This window comes from Bordetella genomosp. 10 (assembly GCF_002261225.1).
In the GTDB taxonomy this organism is placed as follows: Bacteria; Pseudomonadota; Gammaproteobacteria; order Burkholderiales; family Burkholderiaceae_B; genus Bordetella_C.
The window spans coordinates 480,308-503,805 of sequence record NZ_NEVM01000002.1 but is presented as its reverse complement, the minus strand read 5'-3'; the positions used below and the strand labels follow the sequence as shown (position 1 = coordinate 503,805).

The following is a 23,498-nucleotide window of genomic DNA, read 5'->3' as shown; positions in this document are numbered from 1 at the left end:
GAATATGAAGGACGGCCCGCCACGAGTCCATCGTGATGGCATGCGCTGCCGGGCATTGTCCTGTCCTCCAATGCAAGGAGCAAAAGCAAATCGACCCGAACGATGCCAAAATGCTATCGGTTCCTTGATAAACTCCCTTAGACACGCCAACCTCGGCCTCCATGACTCGCGACGCACCCACCCTGCTGAACCGGATGATCGGCAAAGTCCGGCTTCGCCATCTCCAACTCGTGGTCTTGACCGCCGATCTCGGCAACACGCACAAAGTGGCGGCGGAGGCGGACATCAGCCAGCCCAGCGTGGTGAAGCTGCTGGGGGACCTGGAACGGCTGGCCGAAACGCGGCTCTTCGAGCGGCACGCGCGCGGCATGCGCCCCACCCCGGCGTGCCGCACGCTCCTGCCCTTCCTGCGCAGCATGTTGCAGGTGGCGCAAACCGCGACGCAATCGCTCTCCGACCTGCAATCGGGCGCGGCGGGCGTCGTGCATATCGGCGCCATGCCCGCGGCCTGCCATGGCCCCATCATGTCGGCCCTCGCGCATTTCGCGCAGGCCCACCGCGAAATCCATTTCCACCTGAACGAGGGCAAGAGCGCGGCCCTGCTCGAGGACCTGGCCACCGGCACCGTGGACGTATTGCTGATACGGCAACCTTCGCAGACGCCGCAGGGCTGCCGCTTCGTCCCGCTGCTGCCCGACCGGCCGGTCGTGTTGGCGCGGACAGGACATCGCCTCGCGCGCCGGCGCCGCCTGGACCTGTCCGTGCTGGCCAAGGAGCAATGGCTCGCGTTTCCCCACAGCATGACCGGCCGCGTCCTGTTCGACAGTTGGTACAAGGACAGCCCGGTCCGCCCCGCCCTCGTCAACATCACCACCAGTTCCTTGTCGGCCATCACCACCATGGTCGCGGAAAGCGACGCGCTGGTGCTGCTGCCGCATACCCTGGCCGGCCCCGCCCTCGCCACGGGCCAGGTGTGCGTCCTGGACGTCGCGCGCCAGGATCCGATCCGCCCCATAGGCCTGCTATGGCGCAAGGAAACGGATTCGATCGCCGTCCAGGTATTCTGCGAATGGATGCCCAGGCACATGGCCGCGTGAGCTCCGGCCGAATAGACACCTCCTGTTGGACGCCTCCTGCTCGATGTCCTAGAATGCCGCGCTGCAACGTTTCAGCCGCTAATTCCCTGCGATCCTCTCCAGCCGGCCTGATCCGCGTCCTTCTTCCCCAGGCCCTCCCATGAAAACGCATACCTTCCGCGAGGAATGGTTCTCCAACGTGCGCGCCGACATCCTGGCCGGCATCGTCGTCGCCCTGGCGCTCATTCCCGAAGCGCTCGCCTTCTCCATCATCGCGGGCGTCGATCCCCAGGTCGGCCTGTACGCCGCCTTCAGCATCGCCGTCGTGTCCGCCATCGCCGGCGGCCGTCCCGGCATGATCTCCGCGGCCACCGGCGCGGTGGCGCTGCTGGTCAGCGACCTGGTCAAGACGCATGGCGTCCAATACCTGCTGCTTGCCGGCATCCTGGCCGGCGTGCTGCAGATCGCGGCCGGCTACCTGAAACTCGGCTCGCTGATGCGCTTCGTGTCGCGCTCGGTCATCACCGGTTTCGTCAATGCCCTGGCGATCCTGATTTTCCTGGCGCAGATCTCGCAATTGCAGAATGCCGCCTGGTACGTCTACGTCATGGTGGCCGGCGGCTTGGCGATCATCTACCTGCTTCCCCGCTTCACCAAGGCCGTTCCCTCGCCGCTCGTGTGCATCGTCGTGCTCACCGCCATTTCGATGGCGCTGCATCTGCAATTGCGCACCGTGGGCGACATGGGCGCGTTTCCGAACCGATTGCCCATCCTCGCGCTGCCGCAAGTGCCGTGGTCGCTGGAAACGCTGCGCATCGTCTTCCCTTATTCGGCCAGCATCGCCGTGGTCGGCTTGCTGGAGTCCTTGATGACCGCCAGCATCGTCGATGATTTCACCGACACGTCCAGCGACAAGAACCGCGAATGCCGCGGCCAGGGTTGCGCCAACATCGTGGCGGGATTTCTCGGCGGCATGCCGGGCTGCGCGATGATCGGGCAGACCGTCATCAACCTGAAATCGGGCGGACGCGGACGCCTGTCCACCTTCGTCGCCGGCGCGTTCCTGCTCGTCCTGGTGGTCTTCCTCGGCCCCTGGGTACGGCAGATCCCGATGGCCGCGCTCGTCGCGGTGATGATCATGGTATCGATCAGCACCTTCGACTGGCGCTCCCTGGTCAAGCTGAGAACCAATCCGAAGACGTCGTCGGTGGTCATGCTCGCCACCGTGGCGGCCGTCGTCTCCACCGGCAACCTGGCTATCGGCGTGGGACTGGGCGTCCTCCTCAGCGCCGTCTTCTTCACCGAAAAAGCCCGCCGCATCCTGAGCGTGGACTCGACACTGGACGAGCAGGCGGACGAACGCCGCTACATCGTCCGCGGACAAGTGTTCTTTGCCTCGTCGGAGGCCCTGGTGTCGGAGTTCGATTTCAAGGAGTCAGTCCGGTCGGTCCATCTCGACCTGAGCCATGCGCATTTCTGGGATATCACGGCGATCGAGGCGCTGGATCGCATCGTCGACAAGTTCCGCCGCAATGGCATTGCCGTCGATATCTCGGGATTGAATCGAGCCAGTGCGACGATGATCGAGAAGTACGCCACGCACGACAAGGCCGGGACGAAGGCTTTGGCCGGGCCGGCGCACTAGCGGCAGGCAGGTTCGGGGAGTTCGGGCGCACCGTCCCGCGGGGCCGTGCCCGGGCGCGACGAGACTATCCTCGATAGATCCGGTCGCCGGCGCACATCACCTCCTCGACGAACTCCGCGAACAGGCGCGCCTTGGCCGTGGCCAGGCGCCCCGTCGGGAACACCGCCCATAGGTCGATGTCGGGAAGCGACCACTTCTCCAGCAAGCGAAGCACCCGGCCATCGGCCAGTTCCGGCGCGAACATCCAGTCCGACGCGATGGCCAAGCCCATGTCGGCGAGCACGGCGGCGCGAATCCCCTCGGCGGCGCTGAAGCGCGCCCGGCCCCGCACCAGCACCGATACCTCGGCGCCGTCGCGGCTGAAGCTCCACGCATTGCTCAATTGCGGGAACACCAGCGTTTCGTGATCGGCCAGGTCGGCGGGAACGCGCGGTCTTCCGGCGCGCTTCAGGTATGCGGCCGTGGCGAACACGGACCGGCGCGATGACGCCAACTTGCGCGCCACGATGCCCGAATCGGCCAGCGTCCCCATCCGCAACGAGATATCGATGCCTTCGGCGATCAGGTCGATCGTGCGATCGTCCAGCACCACGTCCACTTCAAGACCGGGATGCTCGGCCAGAAACCGCGGCAGATGCGGAATGACGTGCAAGCGCGCGAACGTGGGCGCCGCCGAGATGCGCAGTCGGCCGGACAATCCGGCGCCCTCCCCTTGCGCGGCCAGCTCGGCCTCGTCCGCTTCCTGTATGGCGACGCGCGCGCGCTCATAGAAACGCAAGCCCGCTTCGGTCGGCGTCAGCCCATGCGTGGAGCGCAGCAGAAGTTTCACGTTCAGCCGCTGCTCCAGTTGCGCCACGGTCTTGGAAACCGCCGGCTGGCCGACGCCCAGCACGCGCGCGGCGCCGGAGAAGGAAGACGCTTCCACCACGCGCACGAAGGTGGTCATCGCCAGCAATCGGTCCATGCCATTCCTTACAGGAATAAGAATTATGGCTACATCATATCTGCCATTCCTCCCGGAGACCATCCAGAATCCCGGTCAACAGCTTCCAGGCTGTATCGGCTTCCCCCGATTCCCGACCCTTCCTTCACCAATCCCTCCGAGGAGATTCCCCATGTCGCTGCAAGACAAACTCGACGCCTTCAAGGCCGACTTCGAGGCCGGCAAGCCGCCCTACAGCGTGCCTCGCCCGGTCATCGACACCATGCACCGCGCCACCGCTGAGCTCATTGCTTCCGGCGCGGCGCAGAAAGCGCTGAAGGCTGGCGACCAAGCGCCTGCCTTCACCCTCAACGACCCGGAGGGCAAACCGGTCTCTTCCGCCGACCTGCTGCGCCAGGGGCCGCTGGTGGTGACGTTCTACCGCGGCGTCTGGTGCCCGTACTGCAATATGGAATTGCAGGCGTTGCAAGCCGCGTTGCCGGACATCCGCGAAGCGGGCGCCAACGTGGTGGCGATCTCGCCGCAGGTGGCTGCCAACAGCCGCAAGTCCGTGCGCCAGAACGCGCTGGAATTCCCGATCCTTTCGGACACGCGCAACGACGTGGCCGCCGCGTTCGGCCTGCGCTTCGAGCTGCAGGACTACCTGGTGGACCTCTACAAATCGCTGAAGAACGACCTGCCGGCATTCAACGGCGATCCGAGCTGGACCCTGCCGATGCCGGCCCGTTACGTGATCGCGCCGGACGGGACCATCGTCTATGCCGAGGTCAATCCCGACTACACCCGTCGCCCCGATCCGTCGGAAATGCTGCCGGCCATTCGCAAGGCCGCCGCCTGAATCAACCGCCTGAATCAACCGAATGCCGCTCGCCGCTTGGCGAGCGGCGAAGGAGCACGCATGTCCCGCACCTTTCTCGTCACCGGCGCAAGCAAGGGCATCGGCCTTGCCCTCTCGCTGCGATTGGCCGCCGCCGGTCATCGCGTCGTCGGCATCGCGCGCACCGCGCCGGACGATTTTCCCGGCGCCTTCCTCTCCGTGGACCTGGGCGATGACGACGCCACGCGAACGGCGCTGGAAGGCATCGTGCAGCGGTTCCCGCTGGACGGCGTGGTGAACAACGTGGGTCTCGTCCGCCCGGCGCCGCTGGCCGATGTCACCCTGCCCACGCTCGATGAAGTCCTGCGCGTCAACCTGCATCCCGCCCTGGCGGCCGCGCAGGCGGCCTTGCCGGGCATGAAAGCCCGCGGCTGGGGCCGCATCGTCAATATTTCCAGCCTGACCATCCTCGGCATGCCGCAGCGCACGGCCTACGCGGCGGCCAAGGCCGCGCTGGTCAGCTTCACCCGCGGCTGGGGACTGGAGCTGGCCGATACCGGCATCACGGTCAACGCCGTGGCGCCCGGCCCGACCGAAACCGAACTGTTCCGCGCCAACAACCCGGCGGGCAGCGAGGGCGAACGCCGCTATCTCTCCGGCGTCCCGATGGGCCGCTTCGGCAAACCGGACGAAATCGCCGCAACCATCGCGTTCCTGTTGTCCGACGATGCCGGATTCATGACCGGCCAGACCCTGCACGTCGATGGCGGCGCCTCGCTTGGACGTGCGGGGTTTTGAGGGGCATGAAGCGGCGATGCCGGCACACCACGTGGCCTGCCGCGCTTCCTCCGAACTTCGGGCAAGGCATCTACCAACTGCGCCCAAGACGGTTTAAAGCCTCAATTAACTCGACTTGGTCCGCAGATCGATGAGTTGCCGTTGGTCGCGCATGGAGGATGCCGAACGGTTGAAGGTAAGCGCCCTCTTCGGCTGCTCGCCGTCCTTGGTGGCCCTGGTCCGCACGCGCGTCGCGGCGGCGCCTCTTGAAACCGCCGTCTTGCCGCCTGCCTGCGCGATGCGGCGGAACGTGGCCATGACCGTGCGTTGGTCGTCGTCGAAGTCGCCATGGTGGCTGGCGCTGGAGGCAGAGAGCGAATCGTCCGGCTCTGTGTTGGGGGCCATCACGAGATCCACGCCCAGCTTGCGCATGAGGTCGCGGTCGATGAAGCGCTCCATGCCGAGGATGGGGCGGCCATCGCGAAACAAAGGAATGCGCGCCAGGTCCTCGAAGGCGTCGGAAACCAGGTACAGCAGCGATTTGTTGTAGATGTGGCCGCACTGGTCGTCTCGCTCGGCCTTGTCGGTCAGGGCGAAGATGGTCATCTTCTCGAGCTTTTTTTCCTTCAACGCGGGCACGTAATGCTGCTCGAACAACTCGACCCGGCAAGCAGGCGCCCACAAGGTGCAGCTCTTGACGGGGACGCCCCGGGCGACGAGCAGGCTTACCAGCGGCGCCAGCAGGATGGAGCCGGCGCTGTGTCCCACCATATGAACTTCCAGCGCCGGCAAGCGGTTGCGCAAAGCCTGCAGCAGGTCGGCCACCAGTTCGGCGGCGCCGCCCTTGTCGCTGGCAGCCAGGGCATTCTGCTTCATTTCGCTCCAGGAGGACTTGCCGGTGAGCACGCGCGCCAGCGGTTCCAACGCGTCATCGAGGCGATCCAGCATGAAGTCCTTGGAGGCATCCAGTATGCCTTCGGGTTTGCGGCGGCTGACGGCATCGCGCAGGATGTTGGTGATGGTGGTCCAGTAGTCGGAACGCCAGATAAAGCCCAGCGGATATACCTCGCCCTCCAATAGCGGCGGCCGGTATTCGGCCAGCCGCTGCACCGCGGCCTGCTCGCTGACCAGACCGCCGTGCGCGTAGAGCAGTATCCGCGGCGCCGCCCAGCCTTCGGTGGCGCGGGGTATGTCTTCCTCGAAAATGCGCCGCAGTTCCTCGGGCGTGCTGCCGTAATCGCCGCCGGCCTTGAGCACTCCGTTGTTGCCCACGCTGACGATGTGCGGCCGCAAGTCGGCGTAGGAGTAGCTGGCGGACTGCGCCGCCGTGGTGGCGTGCACCGCCGCGGTGGATTCCGCCCGCCGCAGCATCACCGGCGCGCCCAGGCGGGCTACCCACACGTCGGTGCCGTTCTCCAGCCAGTCGTCGTAGCTCAGCAGGCCGAAGCCGCCACGGCCCCAGTCCGAGCCCCACGAGTTCTGGATCCAGAAACCGCGCTCGTCGTAGGCGACGATGGCGAAGGCATGCCCGCCCAGGATCGCGGACGACTGCGCGATCACGCCGTCCGCCCCCGTCCGAGACCAGCCATCGTGGACGGAGCAGGTGGCGTAGAGCGCGCCGACCTCCGCGATGGCCGAGTGCATCGCCACCAGATCCTTGTGGTTGACCCGGAAATAGGCGCCCAGCGGGCGGCGCAATGCATCGGTCACGCGTTCGTCGTTCAGGCCGCCGTCGATCGCCGCGCCTTGCCTGGCGGCCTTCTTCCCCGCCCTGCTGGGGTAAAGCGATTCGGCGCAGACGCCGTGCTTGTGCCATCCCTTCATGGCGCCGCGCGCGCTGGACCCGGAATAGTCCTCGCCCGGCCATTCGTCATAGCGACGGGCCAGGTCATACATCATGCGTGGGCTTACCGGCGTTGCGTCGGGCACCACGCGCCGGCGCAGCAACAGGTAGTGCGCCACCGTGGCCAGGCCATAGCCGGTGCATGCCCCTTCGGAACCCTGGTCGAGGATGGGCACCTTGCATTCCAGGTAGTCGCCCAGCGATACGTGCGTGGGCACTTCGATCAGCGTGGGGGTGTACATCTGATCGCGGAAATCCAGTGTGTCGGGCCGGGCATCGAACTGCCGCGCGAGAGCGGGGCTCGCATCTCCCTTGCGTGCCGAAGCGTCCGCCCCGCCACGGCGGCGAGCTCCGCTCGCCTTCTGGTCCACGGGCGTCGCGGGCTCGGCTTGCGCAATGGCCTCCCAGCCACGCGGCAGCGCCTCCGCCGCCATCGCCTGCCCAGCGCGCCGGGCGCCCGCCTTGCCTGCGCGCCGCATGGCTGGCGCCGGGGCGGCCGCCGCATCGGGCAGGCTGCCGCGCAATACTTCCAGCGCCAGGGCATAGAGGCGCCGGCGATCTTCCGCGCCATTCTGGCCGCCATTGATGCGGCCCGTGATGTCGTCGAACCGGCCGGCATCGGCCAGCGCGTTGAGCCCATTGCGTTCCCAGAACAGCCCCGCGATGCGGAAGCCCACCGCCGGATCGGCTGCTTGCTCCGGATGCCCGACCAGATCGAGTTTCAGCAACTCGCCGTAGCGCGTGTAGTTGCCGCGCCCGGTGATCTGGATCGGCCCGCGGCCCTTGAAGCGAAGACCGTCGCCAGGCTGCGTATTGCCAAGCTTGCGCGCCAATTCGCCGGGAGGCTCGTAGCGCCTCTGCGCCGCCGTCGGGCCCCAGATTTCCTCCAGGAACTGCAACTCGCCTGATTCGTGGCCCAACTGGGCGACGAAGGCGGCCGCGCGCTGCACGTTGGCGTCGATCTGGTGCGCCTGCATGGCAGCGTTGAGCGGCTCGAGACACTCCGCGCGGCGCCGCTGGGATGCGTGACGCATGATCTGCGCCAATTGAAGGTCGGTCAGCATCACGGTTTCCTCCCCAGCGATTTTGACTGAAGGATTGCTTTGCCATGCTAGCTGCGTGCGTCTGCGCGTTGTACTCCCCTTATGGGGGATGACACAAGTACGCCGGCAAAGCACGACGCCAGCGGGATATGGCGTCCACCCGCCACGTCAGTCATCCGAGCCGGATTCATTTGCCCCCAGGTCGCGTCACTGCCCTTGACAGCCGATGTTGAGAATCATTACTATTTTGACTGATCATTTGATTAGTTTACAAATCATGTGATTAATCAGTCACCGCGGAACCATCCCGGGCACGGCGATTTCTTCTCATCGCACGAGCGCTACCGGCCAGGGTTTCCCGCATTTGCCGCATCGACACGAAGGGAAACCATGCGTACAAAAAACCCTCAGAAGCGCCGCTCTGTCCTTGAACCCCGACTGCCGGCGATCGCCTGCGCATTGACTTCGATCCTGGCCGTCGTGCCTTCCGCGTGGGCACAGGGCGATCAGACAGACGCAGCCGCATCGGCCCAAGGCGTCGCGGAGCTTCCCGCCGTCACCGTGACGGCACGCAAGCGCGAAGAATCCGAGCAAAAGGTTCCGATCAGCATGACCGTGCTGGACGGCAAGACGATCGAAACCGGCGCCTCCCCTTCGGACAGCAACGCCGGGTTGGCGCGCTCCGCGCCGAATACGTCTTTCGCGGATAGCGGCGGTCAGTTCGGGAACCTGTTTCTCATCCGCGGCGTCGGTTCTTTTGCGCCGCTATCGCCTGACGACACGTCGGTCGTCACTTACTTCAACGAAGTGCCACGCTCCGTTTACGGCGCGCCGCCGACGCTGTTCGACATCGAGCGTGTCGAGGTATTGCGCGGTCCCCAAGGCACCCTCTTCGGCCGGAATACGCAAGGCGGCGCCATCAACATCGTTCCCAACGCGCCTAGCTTCAAACGCGAATTCTCGGCAACGACTGAAATCGGAACGCATGGATATCATGTCGGCGAAGCCGTTGCCAATGGCGCGTTGTCCGACACCTTGGCGGGACGCCTGGCGCTCCGGTATTCGGATCAAAGCGGAACCGTTCCGAATATCGCTTCCGGCGGCAAGGACGGCAAGGTGCAGGTCGGATCGGCCCGGGGTTCTCTCCTGTGGTTGATCGGAGATGACACCACCGCAACCCTGACCGGGTACTACGACCGCCGGGAATCCAACGCGCCGCGCTTTGTCTGGTATCAAAACCCCGATTTTCCGCAAAGCGCGGTAGACCCCGACGGCAATATCACCTGGCGCGACGCCGGGGTGTCTCTCAAGGTGGAGCATGACTTCGGCAAGGTCCGCCTGACCTCCCTGACCAGCTACCAGGATGATTATTCACACCAGCCACTCGACCTTACCGACGGCCTGATCTATTCGGCAATGACTCGGCAATCGCCAAGCCTCTATAACGTCCCCTATGCGGATCTGGCCGATATAACCTTCCGGGAAAAAACCACCCAGCAAGAGTTCCGCCTATCGTCAAATGACGATGGCCCGTTCACCTGGACCGGCGGCATCAATTTCTTCCGATCCGAGTTCACCAATAATGCGGTTTCCAAGGCATCGGCGGCAGCGTTCAATTACCAGACGCAGAACGGAACGCAGCACAACAGGATCACGACCAATAGCGCCGCTTTGTTCGGCGAAGGCACGTTGGCATTGACGGACAAGTTGAAGGCGACGCTGGGGCTGCGCTACACCTACGAACACAAGGACGCCGGCTATGAATTCATCGGCAACGGCAGCCCCGCGGTCGTCGGTTATTCCGATCATGATTCGAGCCTGTCGGATCGGTTTCCTACCGGTCGTGCCGGACTCTCCTACGACTGGTCGCCGAACGTGATGACCTACGCCACCGTTTCACGCGGCGCTGTGAGCTCGGGTTATCCGGTCACGCAAACCAATGGCCCGTATGGCAAGGCCGAAGTCCCCTACCCGAGATCCACCAGTTGGACTTACGAAGCGGGATTCAAATCGTATTGGCTCGATCGGCGCCTTAGCGTGAATGGGTCGGTGTTCTACAACGATGTAAAAAATGGGCACCTGATTGTCTTCGATGCGTCCCAAGCGCTGTTCACCACCGCGGCGCTCGATTATCGAAGCAAGGGCTTTGAACTGGAAACGGCGGCCAGTCTCACTCAAAACCTCAAGTTGACCGCGGGGATAGGTTACACGGATGCCGAACTCGTCCATGTTCCCACGGGCAGTTCAACCGGAGCCGCTTCCGGCAATCGCGTTCCAAATGTGCCGAAGGTCAATGCCTCGCTAGGGGTTCAATACGACACGCCCATGAACATTGCCGGTTATGAGGGCACCCTCAAAACATCGGTCGCTTGGCAATACGTAGGCAACCGGGCAGCGGACGTAAAGGGAAGTTTCGAGTTGCCCAGCTATAGCGTCACCAATGCCCGCATTGGATGGCAGCACGGAAACTGGGAGATTTACGGATTCGCCTGGAACTTGTTCAACAAACAGTATTTCGTTGCGGGTCAGGCATGGACGACAGGGGTCAGCTCGGTACGCATCGGGCAACCTCGTATCGTCGGCGTCGGCGCAACGATCAAGTTCTAAGGGGCGTCCGGCAATGGAAGCAGCGAATCGATCCGCTGGCGCGGCGCCGGAAAGCGCCCATGACCGCATAGGGCTTGCCTTGCTCGCCGTGGCTTTGGCCTACGTATCGCTCGGCGTCATTCTTGGCTTCGTCCAGGGAGGCATCGCGCCGATATTGCGTACCCAAGGCATGGCGCTATCCACCATGCGCTGGGTATACGCACTCTACCTCCCATTCGGCATCGCGTTTCTGTGGGCGCCTGTGGTCGATTCATGGCGGTGGCCCTGGTTGGGGCGTCGAACGGGCTGGATCATTCCCATGCAATGGGTTGCGGTATTCGCCATTCTGGCGGCCGCCTTCCACGAACCCGCGCATGGGGCCTGGAGCACCCTGCTAATACTTGGTGTCGTGGCGACCCTCGCCGCCGCGACGATGGACGTGGCGCTGGATGCACTCACCGTTGAAATGATCCCGCAGGCCCAACGCCCCGCGGCGGCCGCGGCCAAAATGGGTGGCGTGTCATTGGGCTCGGTGCTCGGCGGCGGGGTGCTGATCGCCCTGTACCCGCAACTGGCGTGGCAAGGAACGATGTGGGTCATCGCCGCGCTGATGGCGCTCTCCGGCGTTCCGGTATTGGCCCTTATCCGCAGGGACCGCCAATTGTCCATTCAGTCCACTCAGTCCATTCAATCCATTCAATCCATTCGATCACGCCGGCAGCGGGCGAGCATACGGCAGACACTGCGCAAGCCTGGCATGAAGACACGCTTTATCCGGCTGACGCTATTGGTTTGCACCTTGCTGGCACTGTTCAATTTCAACCGTCTGCTGCTGGTCGACATGGGGGTTTCGCTGGAACGCATCGGCAGCGTACTGGGCACCATCGCGCCGCTTGCCAATGCCGCCGCTTGCGTGCTCGCGCCCTTCCTCGTTCGGTGGCTTCCCTTGCGAAACGCCGCCTCGCTGATGGCCGCGGTATGCCTGGTCAGCGCCGGCACCGTCTGGGTAGGTTTCTCCCAAGGAAGCGCCATGACGGCGATGATCGGCAGCGTGCTGACGACGGCTGGCGCTTCGGCGCTATATGTAGTCTTGGGTGGACTTATCCTGGAGTGGGCGACGGGCGATCAGGCGGCCACGGACTATGCGTTGCTCTATGGGTTGGGACGGTTTATCGGCACCGCGGCCTTGCTGGTCCTGCCGGGACTGATACAGGTCATCGGCTGGTCCCGCTTTCAGGCCTGCATCGTGATCGCTTTCGCGGCTTCCGCCTGGTACTTCATGCGGATGTTTCATGGACCCGCGGCCAAGGCCGGTTCTGAGCCATGATTAGCTGGCTGACTGTCTGGTCAGTTTCTGCGATAGTGGTGGTGATAATCAAGGAAACTCAGCCATTCCGCCAGCCAGGAGAAATGCTTTATGTCCGAATTGCGCAAGGTCTATACCACGGTCGACGCCCGGGATCGCATCGTCGAAGCGGCGTTGACGGTATTTTCCAACCTTGGATTCGACGGAGCGACCACGCGGGAGATAGCCAAGGAAGCCGGCGTGTCGTCGGCGTTGATTCACCATCACTTCCAGGACAAGGAAACGCTATGGAAGCTGGTGGGCAGCCGTATCTCCGAAGAATTCGTGGAAGCCATGACGGCCTCCACGGCCCCTGCCCTAAAGGGAACGACGGAAGGACTTCGCAAGATAGTGGCGGCCTATATGGGCTACTGGCGCCAGCACCCGCGCGCCTTGCGCTTCCAACTCTGGCGCGTGCTGGGCGCGCCAAGGGAAGAGCGCAAGGCGCGTTCCGAAAGCCTGAACAAAATGTTCGTTCCGGCCTTCGAAGAAGCCCAGAAAGCAGGACAGCTCCGTCAGGACGTGCCGGCGGGACTGCTCATGATCACCCTGGGCGGCTTGGTTCAGTATTTCCTGCATAGCGATGTCGAAACCAACGACGCGCTAGCCGTTACCGGAGCGCCCCCGTTGGAAGACGAGAAGGCGCTTGACTACCTCATGAGCCTGATCGCCACGACGCCAGCCTCCCCCGCGGCGACGGACAAGAAACGCCGCGCCACGAAGAAATAGCCCTTTTGTCCGTACATCATCGACGATCTCGAAACCCTGATCGAACACGGCAAGCCCTTCGGCCTTCACCGAGCGGCTATGCACGGATGAATGAGAGTAGATCCGCGTTGATGACCTCAGCGTTCACGGTGCACATGCCATGCGAGAAACCGGGGTATATCTTGAGCGTGCTGTTCTTGATCAGCTTGGCCTGAAGTAGCGCGCCCGCCTTGTACGGGACGACCTGGTCGTCGTCGCCAGCCATGATGAGCGTGGGCACCGTCATCGCCTTCAGGTCCTCGGTCTGATCGGTTTCCGAAAACGCCTTGATGCCTTCGTAGTGGGCCTTCGCGCTGCCCATCATGCCCTGGCGCCACCAGTTCCGAATGACCCCCTGCGACACGTCCGCACCCGGCCGATTGAATCCATAGAACGGTCCGGCAGGCACATCGAGGAAGAACTGCGCCCGATTCGCCGCCAGCGCCTTGCGAAAGCCGTCGAACACCTCGATCGGCGTACCGTCCGGATTGCTTTCCGTCTTCACCATGAGTGGAGGAACGGCACTGATCAGCACGGCCTTGGCCACACGCCCCTGAGGTTGGCCATACTTCGCGACATAACGCGCGACCTGGCCTCCACCCGTCGAGTGGCCGATATGAACGGCATTCTTCAGATCCAGGTGCTCCACGACATCCGATGCATCGGCTGCGTAGTGGTCCATGTCGTGCCCCTCGCTGACCTGAGAAGACCGGCCGTGGCCACGCCGATCATGAGCCACGACCCTGAAGCCCTGGGAGACGAAGAACAGCATCTGTGCGTCCCAGTCATCCGCACTCAGAGGCCAGCCGTGATGAAACACCAACGGCTGGGCATGCTTCGGTCCCCAGTCTTTGTAGAAGATCTGAACCCCATCTTTGGTCGTAATGTATGTCATGACTTCGGCTCCTTGCTGATAACGGCAGGTCGAGGTGAGGATCGCGCGGCGGCGCTGAAAGACGCGAAAAAAGGTGTGCTGGCAGAATCCGCTTCAATCACGACACCGTGGAAATCGTAGCCTTGAAGTTCAGTTCAATGTCAAACGATATGTGACGCTTCCGCCGCCTTGCCCGACCCCTCGCGCCGGATCGACGCCAGGCCCTCCCGATAGGTCGCCACCTCGAACCTGGGAAACCGGCGCTTGAACTTCGTGGAATCGAAAAGGTTGTCCTGTTCGTAGCGGGGTAGCAGTTCCCTGATCTCGCGCACCTGCTTCGAGAACAGTCCGGCCACGGTGAGCGTCCACTTACCGATGACCGCGTAGGAAAGCTCGCGCCCGAAGACCTGGCAGGCCATCGCGACGAATTCCTTGTACGTCGGCCGGTCGTCGCAGCATGGCAGATGCCAGGTCTGGCCGAACGTATCGGGCGCATTGCCCAGGGCCGCAAGGGCGCGGCTTGCGTCGGGCGTCCAGATGAGCGTGCGTCGCGTATCGTCGCGCACCGGCACACGTGGCTTCTTGCCGGCCTGGAGGTTCTCGATGACCAGCGCATTCGTGAAGCTTTGCGTCCTGCCCGGCCCGTAGAACTCGGGCGCCCGGCCAATGAGTACGGGGATTTCCCCCCGTGCCATCTCTTCGAGCACCATGGACGCCATCGCAGCGCGCACCTTGCCCTTGCGGCCGACCGGAGCGAAGGACGTTTCCTCGGTCAGCAGCCGCGCATCCTGCGGATACATGTAGGTGTTGTCGAAATAAGCGAAGCTCGCGCCGGCCACGCGGCAGGCATCCAAGGCATTCTTCAGCATTGTGGAGAACTGCGCTTCCCATAACGCCGTATCTGGCGGCAGGCCGGCCGTGAAGTAGACGACGCGGCTTCCCCTGACCGCGTTCAGGGTCTGCTTCGCATCGAGAAGGTCGGCGGACACAAGGTTGTCGGTGTCGTTGACCTTGCGTGGATTGCGGCTGACGAGCCGCACATCCTTGGTGTATTTGCGCCGTAGCTCCCGTGCCAGTTCCATGGCGATCTGGCCGTTCGCCCCCAATATCGTCTGCATTCTCGTCCGCCTTTATGAAATTGCACCTGGAATGCAATGGCCTAAAGGTTAACTTTGAAGTAAGGTTTAATGTCAAACCCTGCGACTACCCGGTGCACCTCGATCATGAAAATTGGAGAACTCGCGCAGCGCACGGGCCTGGCGCCTTCGCGCATCCGTTTCTACGAACGCATCGGCCTGCTCAAGACGGTCAAGCGCCAGGAAAACGGCTACCGCAGCTACCCCGACGACGCGGTATTGGCACTCAAGCTGATCGTAGCCGGGCAGCGCGCGGGCTTCAGTCTGGAAGAGCTGCGTGCGCTGCTGCCCGGCGATCTCGCTAGCTGGGAACATGGCACGCTGCTCGCCACGCTTCGCCGCAAAGTGCAGGACCTCGAGACCCTGCAAGCACAGCTCGCCCAGAGCAAGGCCCATCTGGTCGAACTGATGGCGCAGATCGAAGCCAAGCCGCGGGACATGGATTGCGCCGACAACGCCCGGCGCGTTCTGTCGGAAATGCGGTTGGGAGAGACGGACAGTGCCCCGGCCACCAGAAGGCCCTGTCGCCGCCATTAGATGAGCATTGCGCCACAGTGCATCTGAGCGGGCATGACGTGCGTGAGCTTGCGCTCCATGTGACGCTCCTTGCCCATCAGATTTTGTCGAAACCGCCGCCCGCGGTGACAAGGCCGCCGCCGACCCGGAAGGTGTCGATGCTGCCGTGCAGTTCCAAGGCGTTGACGCCTTCGCCGTGCGTGACGATGCCGCCGGCGATGTCGATCTCCCGCGCCGACCCGCCGGGCTTGACGCTCAGCCCGATGGCCGACAGCGTGACCACCACGCCCTTGACCAGCGAATCGCCCGTGCCGCCATGGGTCTCGATGCCGCGGCGCACCGCAATGCGGCCCACCGGCTGGCTGATCTGGATGCCCACCGCGCCATCGGCATGCGTGACCACGCGCTCGAACTCGGCCGACTGCACCGTGCCCGTGTACACGTTGAAGCCGCGCGCGCCCTGGCCGAAGGTTTCGATGGCGGCGTTCACCCGCAGCACGTTCACCGTGCCGAAGTTGACGAAGCCGATGCCGCTCGGGCCGTAGGAGGTGATCTTGTCCTCGGCCACCCAGCGGTCCACCATGCCCCAGTTGTCCAGTACCATGTCGTTGGGACCGTAGGTGGTCACCGGGCCGAGATTGCGCACGCTGTCCACGAAGGCGCCATAGACGGTGAACACGCCGCCGGTGATGCGGTCCGGCGTGCCCTTGGCGATGCCGCCGTCGCTGTACACCGCGCCGGTTTCGAGGCGCCGCGCGACCAGCCGGCCACCCACGTCGCCCGCGCCGCTGACGAAGATGCCGCTGCCGCGCACGGGCGCGCCGGCCCGGCCGGCGGACAGGCCCGTCAGATCCGCGGTGATCGTCACGGCTGGATCGGTCTGTTGGTTCCAAAGCGTGAAGGCGCCGGGAATCACCTCCACGCCATAGCCCTTGGGACGCTCGTCGTAGCCGCGCGCATCGGCCGCCACGATGTCGATGTCGTGGACCTCGACATGGCCGCCGCGCACCTGGTCGCGCGCCAGCAACTGCACCACGCCAGTGACGACCAGCCCACGCAGCGCGAGACGACCCAGTTGCGCGACGCGGGTGTCGTTGAACACGGCGCGCTTGTCCGCGTCGGCGACCAGCGTCAGGTTCTCAATCCGATTGTCGGAAGTCAGTTGCAGGCCATCGTGCCCGGCGGCAAATCGGATGGCTGCCGGGCCGCTCAGGGTCTGGCCGGGAGACAAACGCAAGGTGGGCGCATCGGTCAGATCGGCAGCGAGCTGGATGTGCGCGATTTGCGTGTTGGCGGCGGCGCCCTGGAGGTCGGCGACGGTGAAAACCTGTTGCGTGTGTTGGGCGGATGCAGTCATGAAATCGTCCTGTAGAGCTGTCCTGAATAGTATGTGTGCGTTTCCCCATATTTAAAAGAGATAAAATTATTATTAACTCTATCTCCTATTCAGATGATGATCGACACCCTCAACCTGGATCAACTGCGCGTCTTCACCGCGATTGCAGAGCACGGCAGCTTTACGGCAGCGGCGCGCCAGCTGCGGCGGGCACAGTCGGCAGTCAGCAATGCCATCGTCAACCTGGAGACGGCGCTGGGCGTCGCGCTGTTCGACCGGGGCGGCTGGAAGCCCGTGCTGACCGAGCATGGGCGCGCACTGCTGATCGATGCGGCCGCGGTGCTGGCGCGGGTGGATCAGCTCAAATCGCGTGCTCATGGGCTGACGCAGGGACTTGAAGCCGAACTGGCCGTGGTGCTCGATGTCATGTTCCCGGCGCAGCAGTTGGTGGCGCTGGCAGCGGAGTTCCGGCAGACCTTTCCCGGCGTGGCGCTGCACCTGCATGTGGATGCGCTGGGCGGCGTACCGCAACGCGTGCTGTCGGGCGAATGCGATTGGGGTGTGCAAGGCACGCTGCCCGACATTGCGCCCGAGTTGGCCGCCCACGCCATGCCGGAAGTGGCCGTGACGCCTGTGGCCTCACCCGCGCATGCGCTGGCGGCATTGCGAGGCATCACCGTCGCACAACTGCGTGAGCACACGCAGATCGTACTGACCGACCGCAGCGCGGGTACCGAGGGGCGCACGTTCTCGGTATTCTCCGAGGACCAGGTTCTGACCACCGACCTGGGCGCCAAGCGCGCCATGCTATGCGCGGGGTTGGGCTGGGGCTTCATGCCGCACAGCTTTGTCGAAGACGACTTGCACTTGGGACGGCTATGCGAGCTGGCACTGGTCGAGCGCACCGCGCGCAACCGGAGCATGCCACTGTTCGCCATCCACCGGCGCAACGCCGCGCTGGGGCCGGCAGGCCAATGGATGCTGAACTGGTTTTTGGAGTCAGGTGATAGATAAGTGTTGCCCACGTCCGATTTCCCACGACACGCCACCGCCACGCACCGTCGCTGCGAGCTGCTGCCCTAGCCGCTGCTCGTCCCATAGCGTGCCACCAAAGCCCAACGATCACCGACTACCCTCGTCAATCGACGATAGGCAACGGCTCCCGAGGCCGACATTTTGAGGATTCGCCATGACCGATCTGCCGTTCGACCCGATCCAGTTGATGCGTGAGCATCCGGAGAAGATGCGTGTGCCCGGCGGCCTGCTGACCAAGCGAGGCCCGCAGGACTACGTGGGCAGCGTGCCCGCCATCGCTGGCACGCTGTTCTTCAAGGATGCCCACCTACCCGAGGTGCGCGAAGCCATCTGCGCCTGTTTCGACGAGTACGAGGCCATCGCCAAGGAACATCTAACCTGGCTATGGCGGGAAGAACCGCCGGAAGGCCCGGACAAGTTCGCCTACGCCAAGGCGCCGCCGATGCGCGCAATGATGAAGCGCATGGACGAAGACGATTTGGTGAGCTTCACCTACATCAGTGGCAGGCAGCCGCACGATGCGGGTGACTGGGAGTTCGATGTATCAGGCATTCGTGGCTGGCAGGCAAAAATGGGGTCTTGGGGCCTATGCACGCTGCGCTTCAGCGTGCCGCTGCTGTATGTCGAAGAAAACCCGACGGCGTTCCAGGCGATGTTTGTGCGCTTCGCCAAGTGCCTGAAGGCGATCCATGGCTATGGTGGGTATAGTTTGGTACTGTCAGCAGTGCGAACGGAGCAGAACGAGCCATTTGAAGCATTCCTGGCCGACAAACTCCATGGCCTGGATGTCGGCACCCCTGTTCGCGTGGCTAGGTCGGTCGTTCACGGAATCAAGACCGTCTCGTGGCTGACGGCGGTGAACTACGAGATGGTCGAGAAGGTCGGTGGACTGTCGGCGATCCGCTCCGAACTACCGATGGACTGGTTCGCACTGTACGACTATGGCGCGGGCCTGGTCATCCAGGCCGGCCCGAAGCCGGAGGCCGCGCCGACCGATCAGCCCAAGCCCGCCCGCCTGGTGCTCCCCAACATGCTGCTCAAGCCGGTGCGTACCCCTGAGATTGGATGGCTGCACCATGGTTCAAAGGACGGCGAACCACGCATCATCGGCCGGGGCGCGGAGCAGTGGCTCAAGCGCTTCGACGTGCCCGAGGACGAACTGATGGCCTACAAGGCCCGGCTGCTGGACGAGCCGAAACTAACCAAGGCCACGACGCTGCCGGATCGGCTGTAGCATTGCCCCGCTCGGCCGGACTCCCACCCGCCCGACCAAAAAAAGAAAAGCCCTGTAAAAACAGGGCCTTCCATTGTTTTACTGCCTGCGATTGCGCGACGTTGCCAAACGTCCAATCACTCCCACTCAATCGTCGCCGGCGGCTTGCTGCTCACGTCATAAACCACCCGGTTGATCCCCCGCACCTCATTGATAATCCGCCCGCTGACCTTGGCCAGCAAGGGATAAGGCAGCGGCGCCCAATCGGCGGTCATGAAATCCGACGTCTGCACCGCGCGCAGCGCGACGACGTAGTCGTAGGTGCGGCCGTCGCCCATCACCCCCACCGACTTCACCGGCAGGAATACCGCGAACGCCTGCGAGGTCAGGTCGTACCAGGACTTCCCGCTGACCGGGTCCAGCGTGCTGCGCAATTCGTCGATGAAAATCGCATCCGCGCGGCGCAGCAGGTCCGCATATTCCGTCTTCACTTCACCCAGGATGCGTACGCCCAGCCCCGGTCCGGGGAAAGGATGGCGATACACCATGCCCGGCGGCAGGCCCAATGCGACGCCCAGTTCGCGGACTTCGTCCTTGAACAGTTCGCGCAGCGGCTCCAGCAGCTTCAGGTTCAAGGTCTCCGGCAAACCGCCGACGTTGTGGTGCGATTTGATCGCCACGGCCTTGCCCGTCTTCGCGCCCGCCGATTCGATCACGTCGGGATAGATCGTGCCCTGCGCCAGCCACTTCGCCGCCTTCAGCTTGCCCGCTTCGGCCTGGAAAACCTCGACGAATTCGCGGCCGATAATCTTGCGCTTGGCTTCAGGATCGCTGACGCCCGCCAGCTTGCCCATGAACTGTTCGGTGGCGTCGATGTGGACGATCTTCACGCCCATGTTCTCGGCAAAGGTCTGCATGACCTGCTTGCCTTCGTCCAGGCGCAGCAGGCCGTGGTCGACGAAAACGCAGGTCAGCTTGTCGCCGATGGCCTTGTGGATCAGCGCCGCCGCCACGGAAGAATCGACGCCGCCCGACAGGCCGAGAATCACCTCATCCTCGCCCACCTGCTCGCGGATGCGGGCAACGGCTTCCGACACGTAGTCGGGCATGTTCCAGTCGCCCGAGCAGCCGCAGATTTCGTTGACGAAACGGCCCAGCAAGGCCTTGCCCTGGATGGTGTGCGTGACTTCGGGGTGGAATTGCACCGCGTAGAAGCCGCGCGATTCGTCGGCCATGCCGGCGATCGGGCAGGACGCGGTCGACGCCATCAGCTTGAAACCCGGCGGCAAGGCCGTGACCTTGTCGCCATGGCTCATCCAGACCTTGAGCATGCCGTGGCCTTCGGGCGTCGTGAAGTCCTCGATGCCTTCCAGCAGTCGGGTATGGCCATGCGCGCGCACTTCGGCATAGCCGAATTCGCGATGGTCGGACCACTCCACCTTGCCGCCCAATTGCTGCGCCATGCTCTGCATGCCGTAGCAGATACCCAGCACGGGCACGCCCAGCTCGAATACCGAACCCGGCACGCGCATGGAAGCTTCGTCGTAGGCGGAAGCGTGGCTGCCGGACAGGATGATGCCCTTCAGGCCTTGCGCGACCTGGCCGCGCACGAACTCGTCGCCCACGTCGCCCGGGTGGATTTCGCAGTACACGCCGGCTTCGCGGACGCGGCGCGCGATCAACTGCGTGACCTGTGAACCGTAATCGAGAATGAGGATGCGCTGGTGCATAGTGGGCTCTGGCTGGATAGATGCCGCCGCTCAAAACGACGGCCGATGGCTGGAAACGAAAAACAGCAAGCGCCGCAACCGCGACGCTATTAAGCAAAAGCGCACCGGCGGGAAGCGGGCTTCCACCGGTGCGCGTTGGCCGCTAGGCCTTACGCCTATGATCAGTCGGCGCGGTAGTTCGGGGCTTCCTTGGTGATCTGCACGTCATGCACGTGCGATTCGCGGAAACCAGCGGACGTGATCTGCACGAATTCGGTCTTGGTCCGCATATCGTCGATCGAGGCGCAGCCGGAATAACCCATGGAGGCGCGCACGCCGCCGGCGAGCTGATAAATGATCTGCAGCACGCTGCCCTTGTAGGGCACGCGGCCTTCGATGCCTTCCGGCACCAGCTTGTCGGCGTTGTTGGCGGGATCCTGGAAATAGCGATCGGCCGAACCGTCGGTCATCGCGCCCAGGCTGCCCATGCCGCGATAGGACTTGTACGAACGGCCCTGGTACAGCACCACTTCGCCCGGCGCCTCGTCGGTGCCGGCGAACATGCCGCCCATCATGCAGGCATAGGCGCCGGCCGCCAGGGCCTTTGCGACGTCGCCCGAATAACGGATGCCGCCGTCGGCGATCAGCGGCACGCCGGTGCCTTCCAGCGCCTGCGCCACGTCCGAAATGGCCGTGATCTGCGGCACGCCCACGCCCGCCACGACACGCGTCGTGCAGATGGAGCCGGGGCCGATGCCGACCTTGACGCCGTCGGCGCCATATTCGACCAGGGCCCGCGCCGCGGCCGCCGTGGCGATATTGCCGCCGATGACGTCGACCTTGGGATAGTTCTGCTTCACCCAGCGCACGCCTTCCAGCACGCCCGACGAATGGCCGTGCGCGGTATCGACGACGATGACGTCCACGCCCGCCGCGACCAGCTTCTCGACGCGCTCTTCCGTGTTGCCGCCGACGCCGACCGCCGCGCCGACGCGCAACTGGCCCTGGGCATCCTTGTTGGCCTGCGGGTGAGCGGTGTTCTTGACGATATCCTTGACGGTGGCCAGGCCGCGCAGCTCGAAGCGGTCGTTGACGATCAGCACGCGCTCCAGGCGGTGCTTGTGCATTAGTTGCTGCGCTTCTTCCAGCGTCGCGCCTTCGCGCATCGTGACCAGCCGCTCCTGCGGGGTCATGATGTTGCGCAGCGGCTCGTCCAGGCGGGCTTCGAAACGCAGGTCGCGGTTGGTGACGATGCCGACCACCTTGCGCCCTTCCACCACCGGCAGGCCGGAAATGCCGTGCTGCTGCTGCAAGGCAATGGCGTCGCGCACTTTCATTTGCGGCGTGACGGTGACCGGATCGATGACGATGCCGAATTCGTGGCGCTTGACGCGGGCCACTTCACGGGCCTGTTCGTCGGCGGTCAGATTCTTGTGGATGATGCCGATCCCGCCTTCCTGGGCCATGGCGATGGCCAGGCGCGACTCCGTCACGGTATCCATGGCGGCGGACACGAGCGGAATGTTCAGGGAGATGTTACGGCTGAGGCGGGTCTGGAGAGATGTATCGCGCGGCAATACATTCGAGTACGCGGGCACCAACAAGACGTCGTCGAAGGTGAGCGCGGTTTTGATGAGACGCATGGGAAGCTCCGGGCGCAAAGCAAAATTATACGCTTTCCATGCTTATTTACTAGGTGTTTACCATTAAGAATCCCTATGGGAAGCGGAAAAAATCCGTGCCGCCACACCCCCGCGGCCACGGCGTCCGCCGCCATGCGTCCCTTAATTTAATCGAAAGCTGAAGGGAAGCCGCCGCCCCGTCCGTATCCCCCGCCACCTTATTGACGCCCTCCCAACTGGCGCTGCCGCAAGATATCGGTCCATTTCTCCGTGTCTTCCTCGATGAAGCTTTCCAGGGTTTCAGGACTGTTTTGCCGCGACGGAATGACATACCCGAGCTGGACGATCTTCTTTCTAAGCCCGGCATTGGAAAGCGCCTTGTTGAGGGAGCGATTCAAGCGGGAAACGGCATGCGCGGGCGTGCCGGCCGGCGCCACGATCGCGCACCAACCCTCGGCCTCGAGATCGCCGAGCCCTTGTTCCTCGGCGTCGGGCACGGAGGGAATGGCGGGGACTCTTTCCTTGGAGAACACCACCATGGTGCGCAAGCCGCCCGATTCGATGAGCGACAATGCGGCGGGAACGGAAACCACCGCGAATTCGATCCGTTCGCCGACGAGGTCTTTCAGTGCGGCCACGCCGCCGGGATAGGGAACATGCAGCCACGACAATCCCACCCTCTCCCCCACTCCCTCGCAGAGCAAATGCGAGGTCGTGCCGATTCCGCTGGAGGCGCAAGTAGCCTTTCCGGGATTCTTCCTTGCGAGGACGAATGCCTCCCGCAGGTTGGCCGCGGCCACGTGCTTGCCCATGACCAGGACATAAGGAATGCCGACCACGCTGCCGACAGGCACGAAATCCCGCGCGAAGTCGTAGTGGATGCTCTTGTACAAAACCTTGTGCAGCGCCGCCGGCCGGCCCGCCAGAAAGAGCGTGTAGCCATCGGCCGAGGCCCTGGCCACCGACGCGGCGGCAATATTCCCCGCGGCGCCGGGGCGATTTTCGATGATGACCTTCTGCCCCAGATCGTCCGACATATGCATCGCCACATGACGGGCAATGACGTCGGCGCCGCCCCCTGGCGGGAAACCCACGACCAGCGTGATGGGACGCCTCGGATACACGTCGGCCGCCTCGCCGGAAGACATCGCGGCGAGGGGAAAAGCGCTACTCGCCGCCACCAGCAAACCCAGTCCGTTCTTGAAACCGCCCATCTTCCATCTCCTGCATGACGC

18 protein-coding genes are annotated in these 23,498 nt (G+C 63.9%); 10 read left to right on the top strand and 8 right to left on the bottom strand.

Annotated elements, in window-relative coordinates; all coding sequences use genetic code 11:
• The first annotated feature begins 161 nt into the window (after window positions 1-161).
• Together CAL29_RS11640 and CAL29_RS11635 are read left to right on the top strand one after the other, a co-directional pair.
• Entirely contained in the window at window positions 162-1,097 is a 936-nt protein-coding gene (locus CAL29_RS11640) for a LysR family transcriptional regulator (RefSeq protein WP_094853192.1), read from the top strand.
• A gap of 139 nt (window positions 1,098-1,236) precedes the next feature.
• A complete protein-coding gene (locus CAL29_RS11635) occupies window positions 1,237-2,721 on the top strand; it encodes a SulP family inorganic anion transporter (protein ID WP_094853191.1) in 1,485 nt (494 codons plus the stop codon).
• Between the two features lie 64 nt (window positions 2,722-2,785).
• On the opposite strand, the gene CAL29_RS11630 is transcribed toward CAL29_RS11635, so the two are convergent.
• Window positions 2,786-3,685: a LysR family transcriptional regulator gene (locus CAL29_RS11630; protein WP_094853190.1), complete on the bottom strand. Its 900-nt coding sequence runs from the start codon at window positions 3,683-3,685 to the stop codon at window positions 2,786-2,788.
• A gap of 151 nt (window positions 3,686-3,836) precedes the next feature.
• Between CAL29_RS11630 and CAL29_RS11625 the strand changes: the two genes are divergently transcribed.
• Together CAL29_RS11625 and CAL29_RS11620 are read left to right on the top strand one after the other, a co-directional pair.
• Window positions 3,837-4,502 carry a peroxiredoxin-like family protein gene (locus CAL29_RS11625; protein WP_094853189.1) on the top strand — a complete coding sequence of 222 codons (666 nt, stop codon included), beginning with the start codon at window positions 3,837-3,839 and terminating at the stop codon, window positions 4,500-4,502.
• Window positions 4,503-4,562: 60 nt separating this feature from the next.
• Window positions 4,563-5,279, top strand: coding sequence for an SDR family oxidoreductase (locus CAL29_RS11620; RefSeq protein ID WP_094853188.1), 717 nt, complete (start codon window positions 4,563-4,565; stop codon window positions 5,277-5,279).
• Between the two features lie 105 nt (window positions 5,280-5,384).
• Here CAL29_RS11620 and CAL29_RS11615 read toward each other — a convergent pair whose 3' ends face one another.
• Window positions 5,385-8,165, bottom strand: coding sequence for a glycoside hydrolase family 19 protein (locus tag CAL29_RS11615; protein ID WP_218831841.1), 2,781 nt, complete (start codon window positions 8,163-8,165; stop codon window positions 5,385-5,387).
• Between the two features lie 369 nt (window positions 8,166-8,534).
• Here CAL29_RS11615 and CAL29_RS11605 point away from each other — a divergent pair, with 369 nt between their 5' ends.
• The 3 genes from CAL29_RS11605 (at window position 8,535) to CAL29_RS11595 (ending at window position 12,804) form a co-directional block, all read left to right on the top strand.
• On the top strand, window positions 8,535-10,751 hold the full coding sequence (locus CAL29_RS11605) for a TonB-dependent receptor (RefSeq protein WP_094853187.1): 2,217 nt from the start codon (window positions 8,535-8,537) through the stop codon (window positions 10,749-10,751).
• A gap of 13 nt (window positions 10,752-10,764) precedes the next feature.
• Window positions 10,765-12,057, top strand: a complete 1,293-nt coding sequence (locus CAL29_RS11600) for an MFS transporter (protein ID WP_094853186.1) — start codon at window positions 10,765-10,767, stop codon at window positions 12,055-12,057.
• 90 nt (window positions 12,058-12,147) lie between these two features.
• Window positions 12,148-12,804 (top strand): TetR/AcrR family transcriptional regulator, encoded by a 657-nt coding sequence (locus CAL29_RS11595; RefSeq protein WP_094853185.1) that lies wholly within the window; start codon window positions 12,148-12,150, stop codon window positions 12,802-12,804.
• Window positions 12,805-12,880: 76 nt separating this feature from the next.
• Here the strand turns inward: CAL29_RS11595 and CAL29_RS11590 are convergent, their stop codons facing one another.
• Both CAL29_RS11590 and CAL29_RS11585 read right to left on the bottom strand, forming a co-directional pair.
• Entirely contained in the window at window positions 12,881-13,717 is an 837-nt protein-coding gene (locus CAL29_RS11590; protein ID WP_094853184.1) for an alpha/beta fold hydrolase, read from the bottom strand.
• Between the two features lie 140 nt (window positions 13,718-13,857).
• A complete protein-coding gene (locus CAL29_RS11585; RefSeq protein ID WP_094853183.1) occupies window positions 13,858-14,814 on the bottom strand; it encodes an NAD-dependent epimerase/dehydratase family protein in 957 nt (318 codons plus the stop codon).
• A gap of 105 nt (window positions 14,815-14,919) precedes the next feature.
• Here CAL29_RS11585 and CAL29_RS11580 point away from each other — a divergent pair, with 105 nt between their 5' ends.
• Window positions 14,920-15,369 (top strand): MerR family transcriptional regulator, encoded by a 450-nt coding sequence (locus CAL29_RS11580; protein WP_094853182.1) that lies wholly within the window; start codon window positions 14,920-14,922, stop codon window positions 15,367-15,369.
• Between the two features lie 76 nt (window positions 15,370-15,445).
• Here CAL29_RS11580 and CAL29_RS11575 read toward each other — a convergent pair whose 3' ends face one another.
• Window positions 15,446-16,705, bottom strand: coding sequence for a hypothetical protein (locus CAL29_RS11575; protein ID WP_094853181.1), 1,260 nt, complete (start codon window positions 16,703-16,705; stop codon window positions 15,446-15,448).
• Window positions 16,706-16,798: 93 nt separating this feature from the next.
• Here CAL29_RS11575 and CAL29_RS11570 point away from each other — a divergent pair, with 93 nt between their 5' ends.
• Both CAL29_RS11570 and CAL29_RS11565 read left to right on the top strand, forming a co-directional pair.
• On the top strand, window positions 16,799-17,698 hold the full coding sequence (locus tag CAL29_RS11570; RefSeq protein ID WP_094853180.1) for a LysR family transcriptional regulator: 900 nt from the start codon (window positions 16,799-16,801) through the stop codon (window positions 17,696-17,698).
• A gap of 175 nt (window positions 17,699-17,873) precedes the next feature.
• Entirely contained in the window at window positions 17,874-18,953 is a 1,080-nt protein-coding gene (locus CAL29_RS11565) for a type VI immunity family protein (protein ID WP_094853179.1), read from the top strand.
• 116 nt (window positions 18,954-19,069) lie between these two features.
• Here the strand turns inward: CAL29_RS11565 and guaA are convergent, their stop codons facing one another.
• The 3 genes from guaA to CAL29_RS11550 all read right to left on the bottom strand — a co-directional run bounded on the left by guaA (window position 19,070) and on the right by CAL29_RS11550 (window position 23,477).
• Window positions 19,070-20,662: a glutamine-hydrolyzing GMP synthase gene (guaA, locus tag CAL29_RS11560; protein ID WP_094853178.1), complete on the bottom strand. Its 1,593-nt coding sequence runs from the start codon at window positions 20,660-20,662 to the stop codon at window positions 19,070-19,072.
• A gap of 161 nt (window positions 20,663-20,823) precedes the next feature.
• Window positions 20,824-22,284 carry an IMP dehydrogenase gene (gene guaB, locus CAL29_RS11555; protein WP_094853177.1) on the bottom strand — a complete coding sequence of 487 codons (1,461 nt, stop codon included), beginning with the start codon at window positions 22,282-22,284 and terminating at the stop codon, window positions 20,824-20,826.
• Window positions 22,285-22,481: 197 nt separating this feature from the next.
• Entirely contained in the window at window positions 22,482-23,477 is a 996-nt protein-coding gene (locus CAL29_RS11550; RefSeq protein WP_179283986.1) for a Bug family tripartite tricarboxylate transporter substrate binding protein, read from the bottom strand.
• Between the last annotated feature and the right edge of the window lie 21 nt (window positions 23,478-23,498).

Bases quoted from the DNA above. Each gene is read 5' to 3' on its own strand.
- CAL29_RS11640 (WP_094853192.1), top strand. From the start codon at position 162: ATGACTCGCGACGCACCCACCCTGCTGAACCGGATGATCGGCAAAGTC.
- CAL29_RS11635 (WP_094853191.1), top strand. From the start codon at position 1,237: ATGAAAACGCATACCTTCCGCGAGGAATGGTTCTCCAACGTGCGCGCC.
- CAL29_RS11630 (WP_094853190.1), bottom strand. From the start codon at position 3,685: ATGGACCGATTGCTGGCGATGACCACCTTCGTGCGCGTGGTGGAAGCG.
- CAL29_RS11625 (WP_094853189.1), top strand. From the start codon at position 3,837: ATGTCGCTGCAAGACAAACTCGACGCCTTCAAGGCCGACTTCGAGGCC.
- CAL29_RS11620 (WP_094853188.1), top strand. From the start codon at position 4,563: ATGTCCCGCACCTTTCTCGTCACCGGCGCAAGCAAGGGCATCGGCCTT.
- CAL29_RS11615 (WP_218831841.1), bottom strand. From the start codon at position 8,165: ATGCTGACCGACCTTCAATTGGCGCAGATCATGCGTCACGCATCCCAG.
- CAL29_RS11605 (WP_094853187.1), top strand. From the start codon at position 8,535: ATGCGTACAAAAAACCCTCAGAAGCGCCGCTCTGTCCTTGAACCCCGA.
- CAL29_RS11600 (WP_094853186.1), top strand. From the start codon at position 10,765: ATGGAAGCAGCGAATCGATCCGCTGGCGCGGCGCCGGAAAGCGCCCAT.
- CAL29_RS11595 (WP_094853185.1), top strand. From the start codon at position 12,148: ATGTCCGAATTGCGCAAGGTCTATACCACGGTCGACGCCCGGGATCGC.
- CAL29_RS11590 (WP_094853184.1), bottom strand. From the start codon at position 13,717: ATGACATACATTACGACCAAAGATGGGGTTCAGATCTTCTACAAAGAC.
- CAL29_RS11585 (WP_094853183.1), bottom strand. From the start codon at position 14,814: ATGCAGACGATATTGGGGGCGAACGGCCAGATCGCCATGGAACTGGCA.
- CAL29_RS11580 (WP_094853182.1), top strand. From the start codon at position 14,920: ATGAAAATTGGAGAACTCGCGCAGCGCACGGGCCTGGCGCCTTCGCGC.
- CAL29_RS11575 (WP_094853181.1), bottom strand. From the start codon at position 16,705: ATGACTGCATCCGCCCAACACACGCAACAGGTTTTCACCGTCGCCGAC.
- CAL29_RS11570 (WP_094853180.1), top strand. From the start codon at position 16,799: ATGATGATCGACACCCTCAACCTGGATCAACTGCGCGTCTTCACCGCG.
- CAL29_RS11565 (WP_094853179.1), top strand. From the start codon at position 17,874: ATGACCGATCTGCCGTTCGACCCGATCCAGTTGATGCGTGAGCATCCG.
- guaA (WP_094853178.1), bottom strand. From the start codon at position 20,662: ATGCACCAGCGCATCCTCATTCTCGATTACGGTTCACAGGTCACGCAG.
- guaB (WP_094853177.1), bottom strand. From the start codon at position 22,284: ATGCGTCTCATCAAAACCGCGCTCACCTTCGACGACGTCTTGTTGGTG.
- CAL29_RS11550 (WP_179283986.1), bottom strand. From the start codon at position 23,477: ATGGGCGGTTTCAAGAACGGACTGGGTTTGCTGGTGGCGGCGAGTAGC.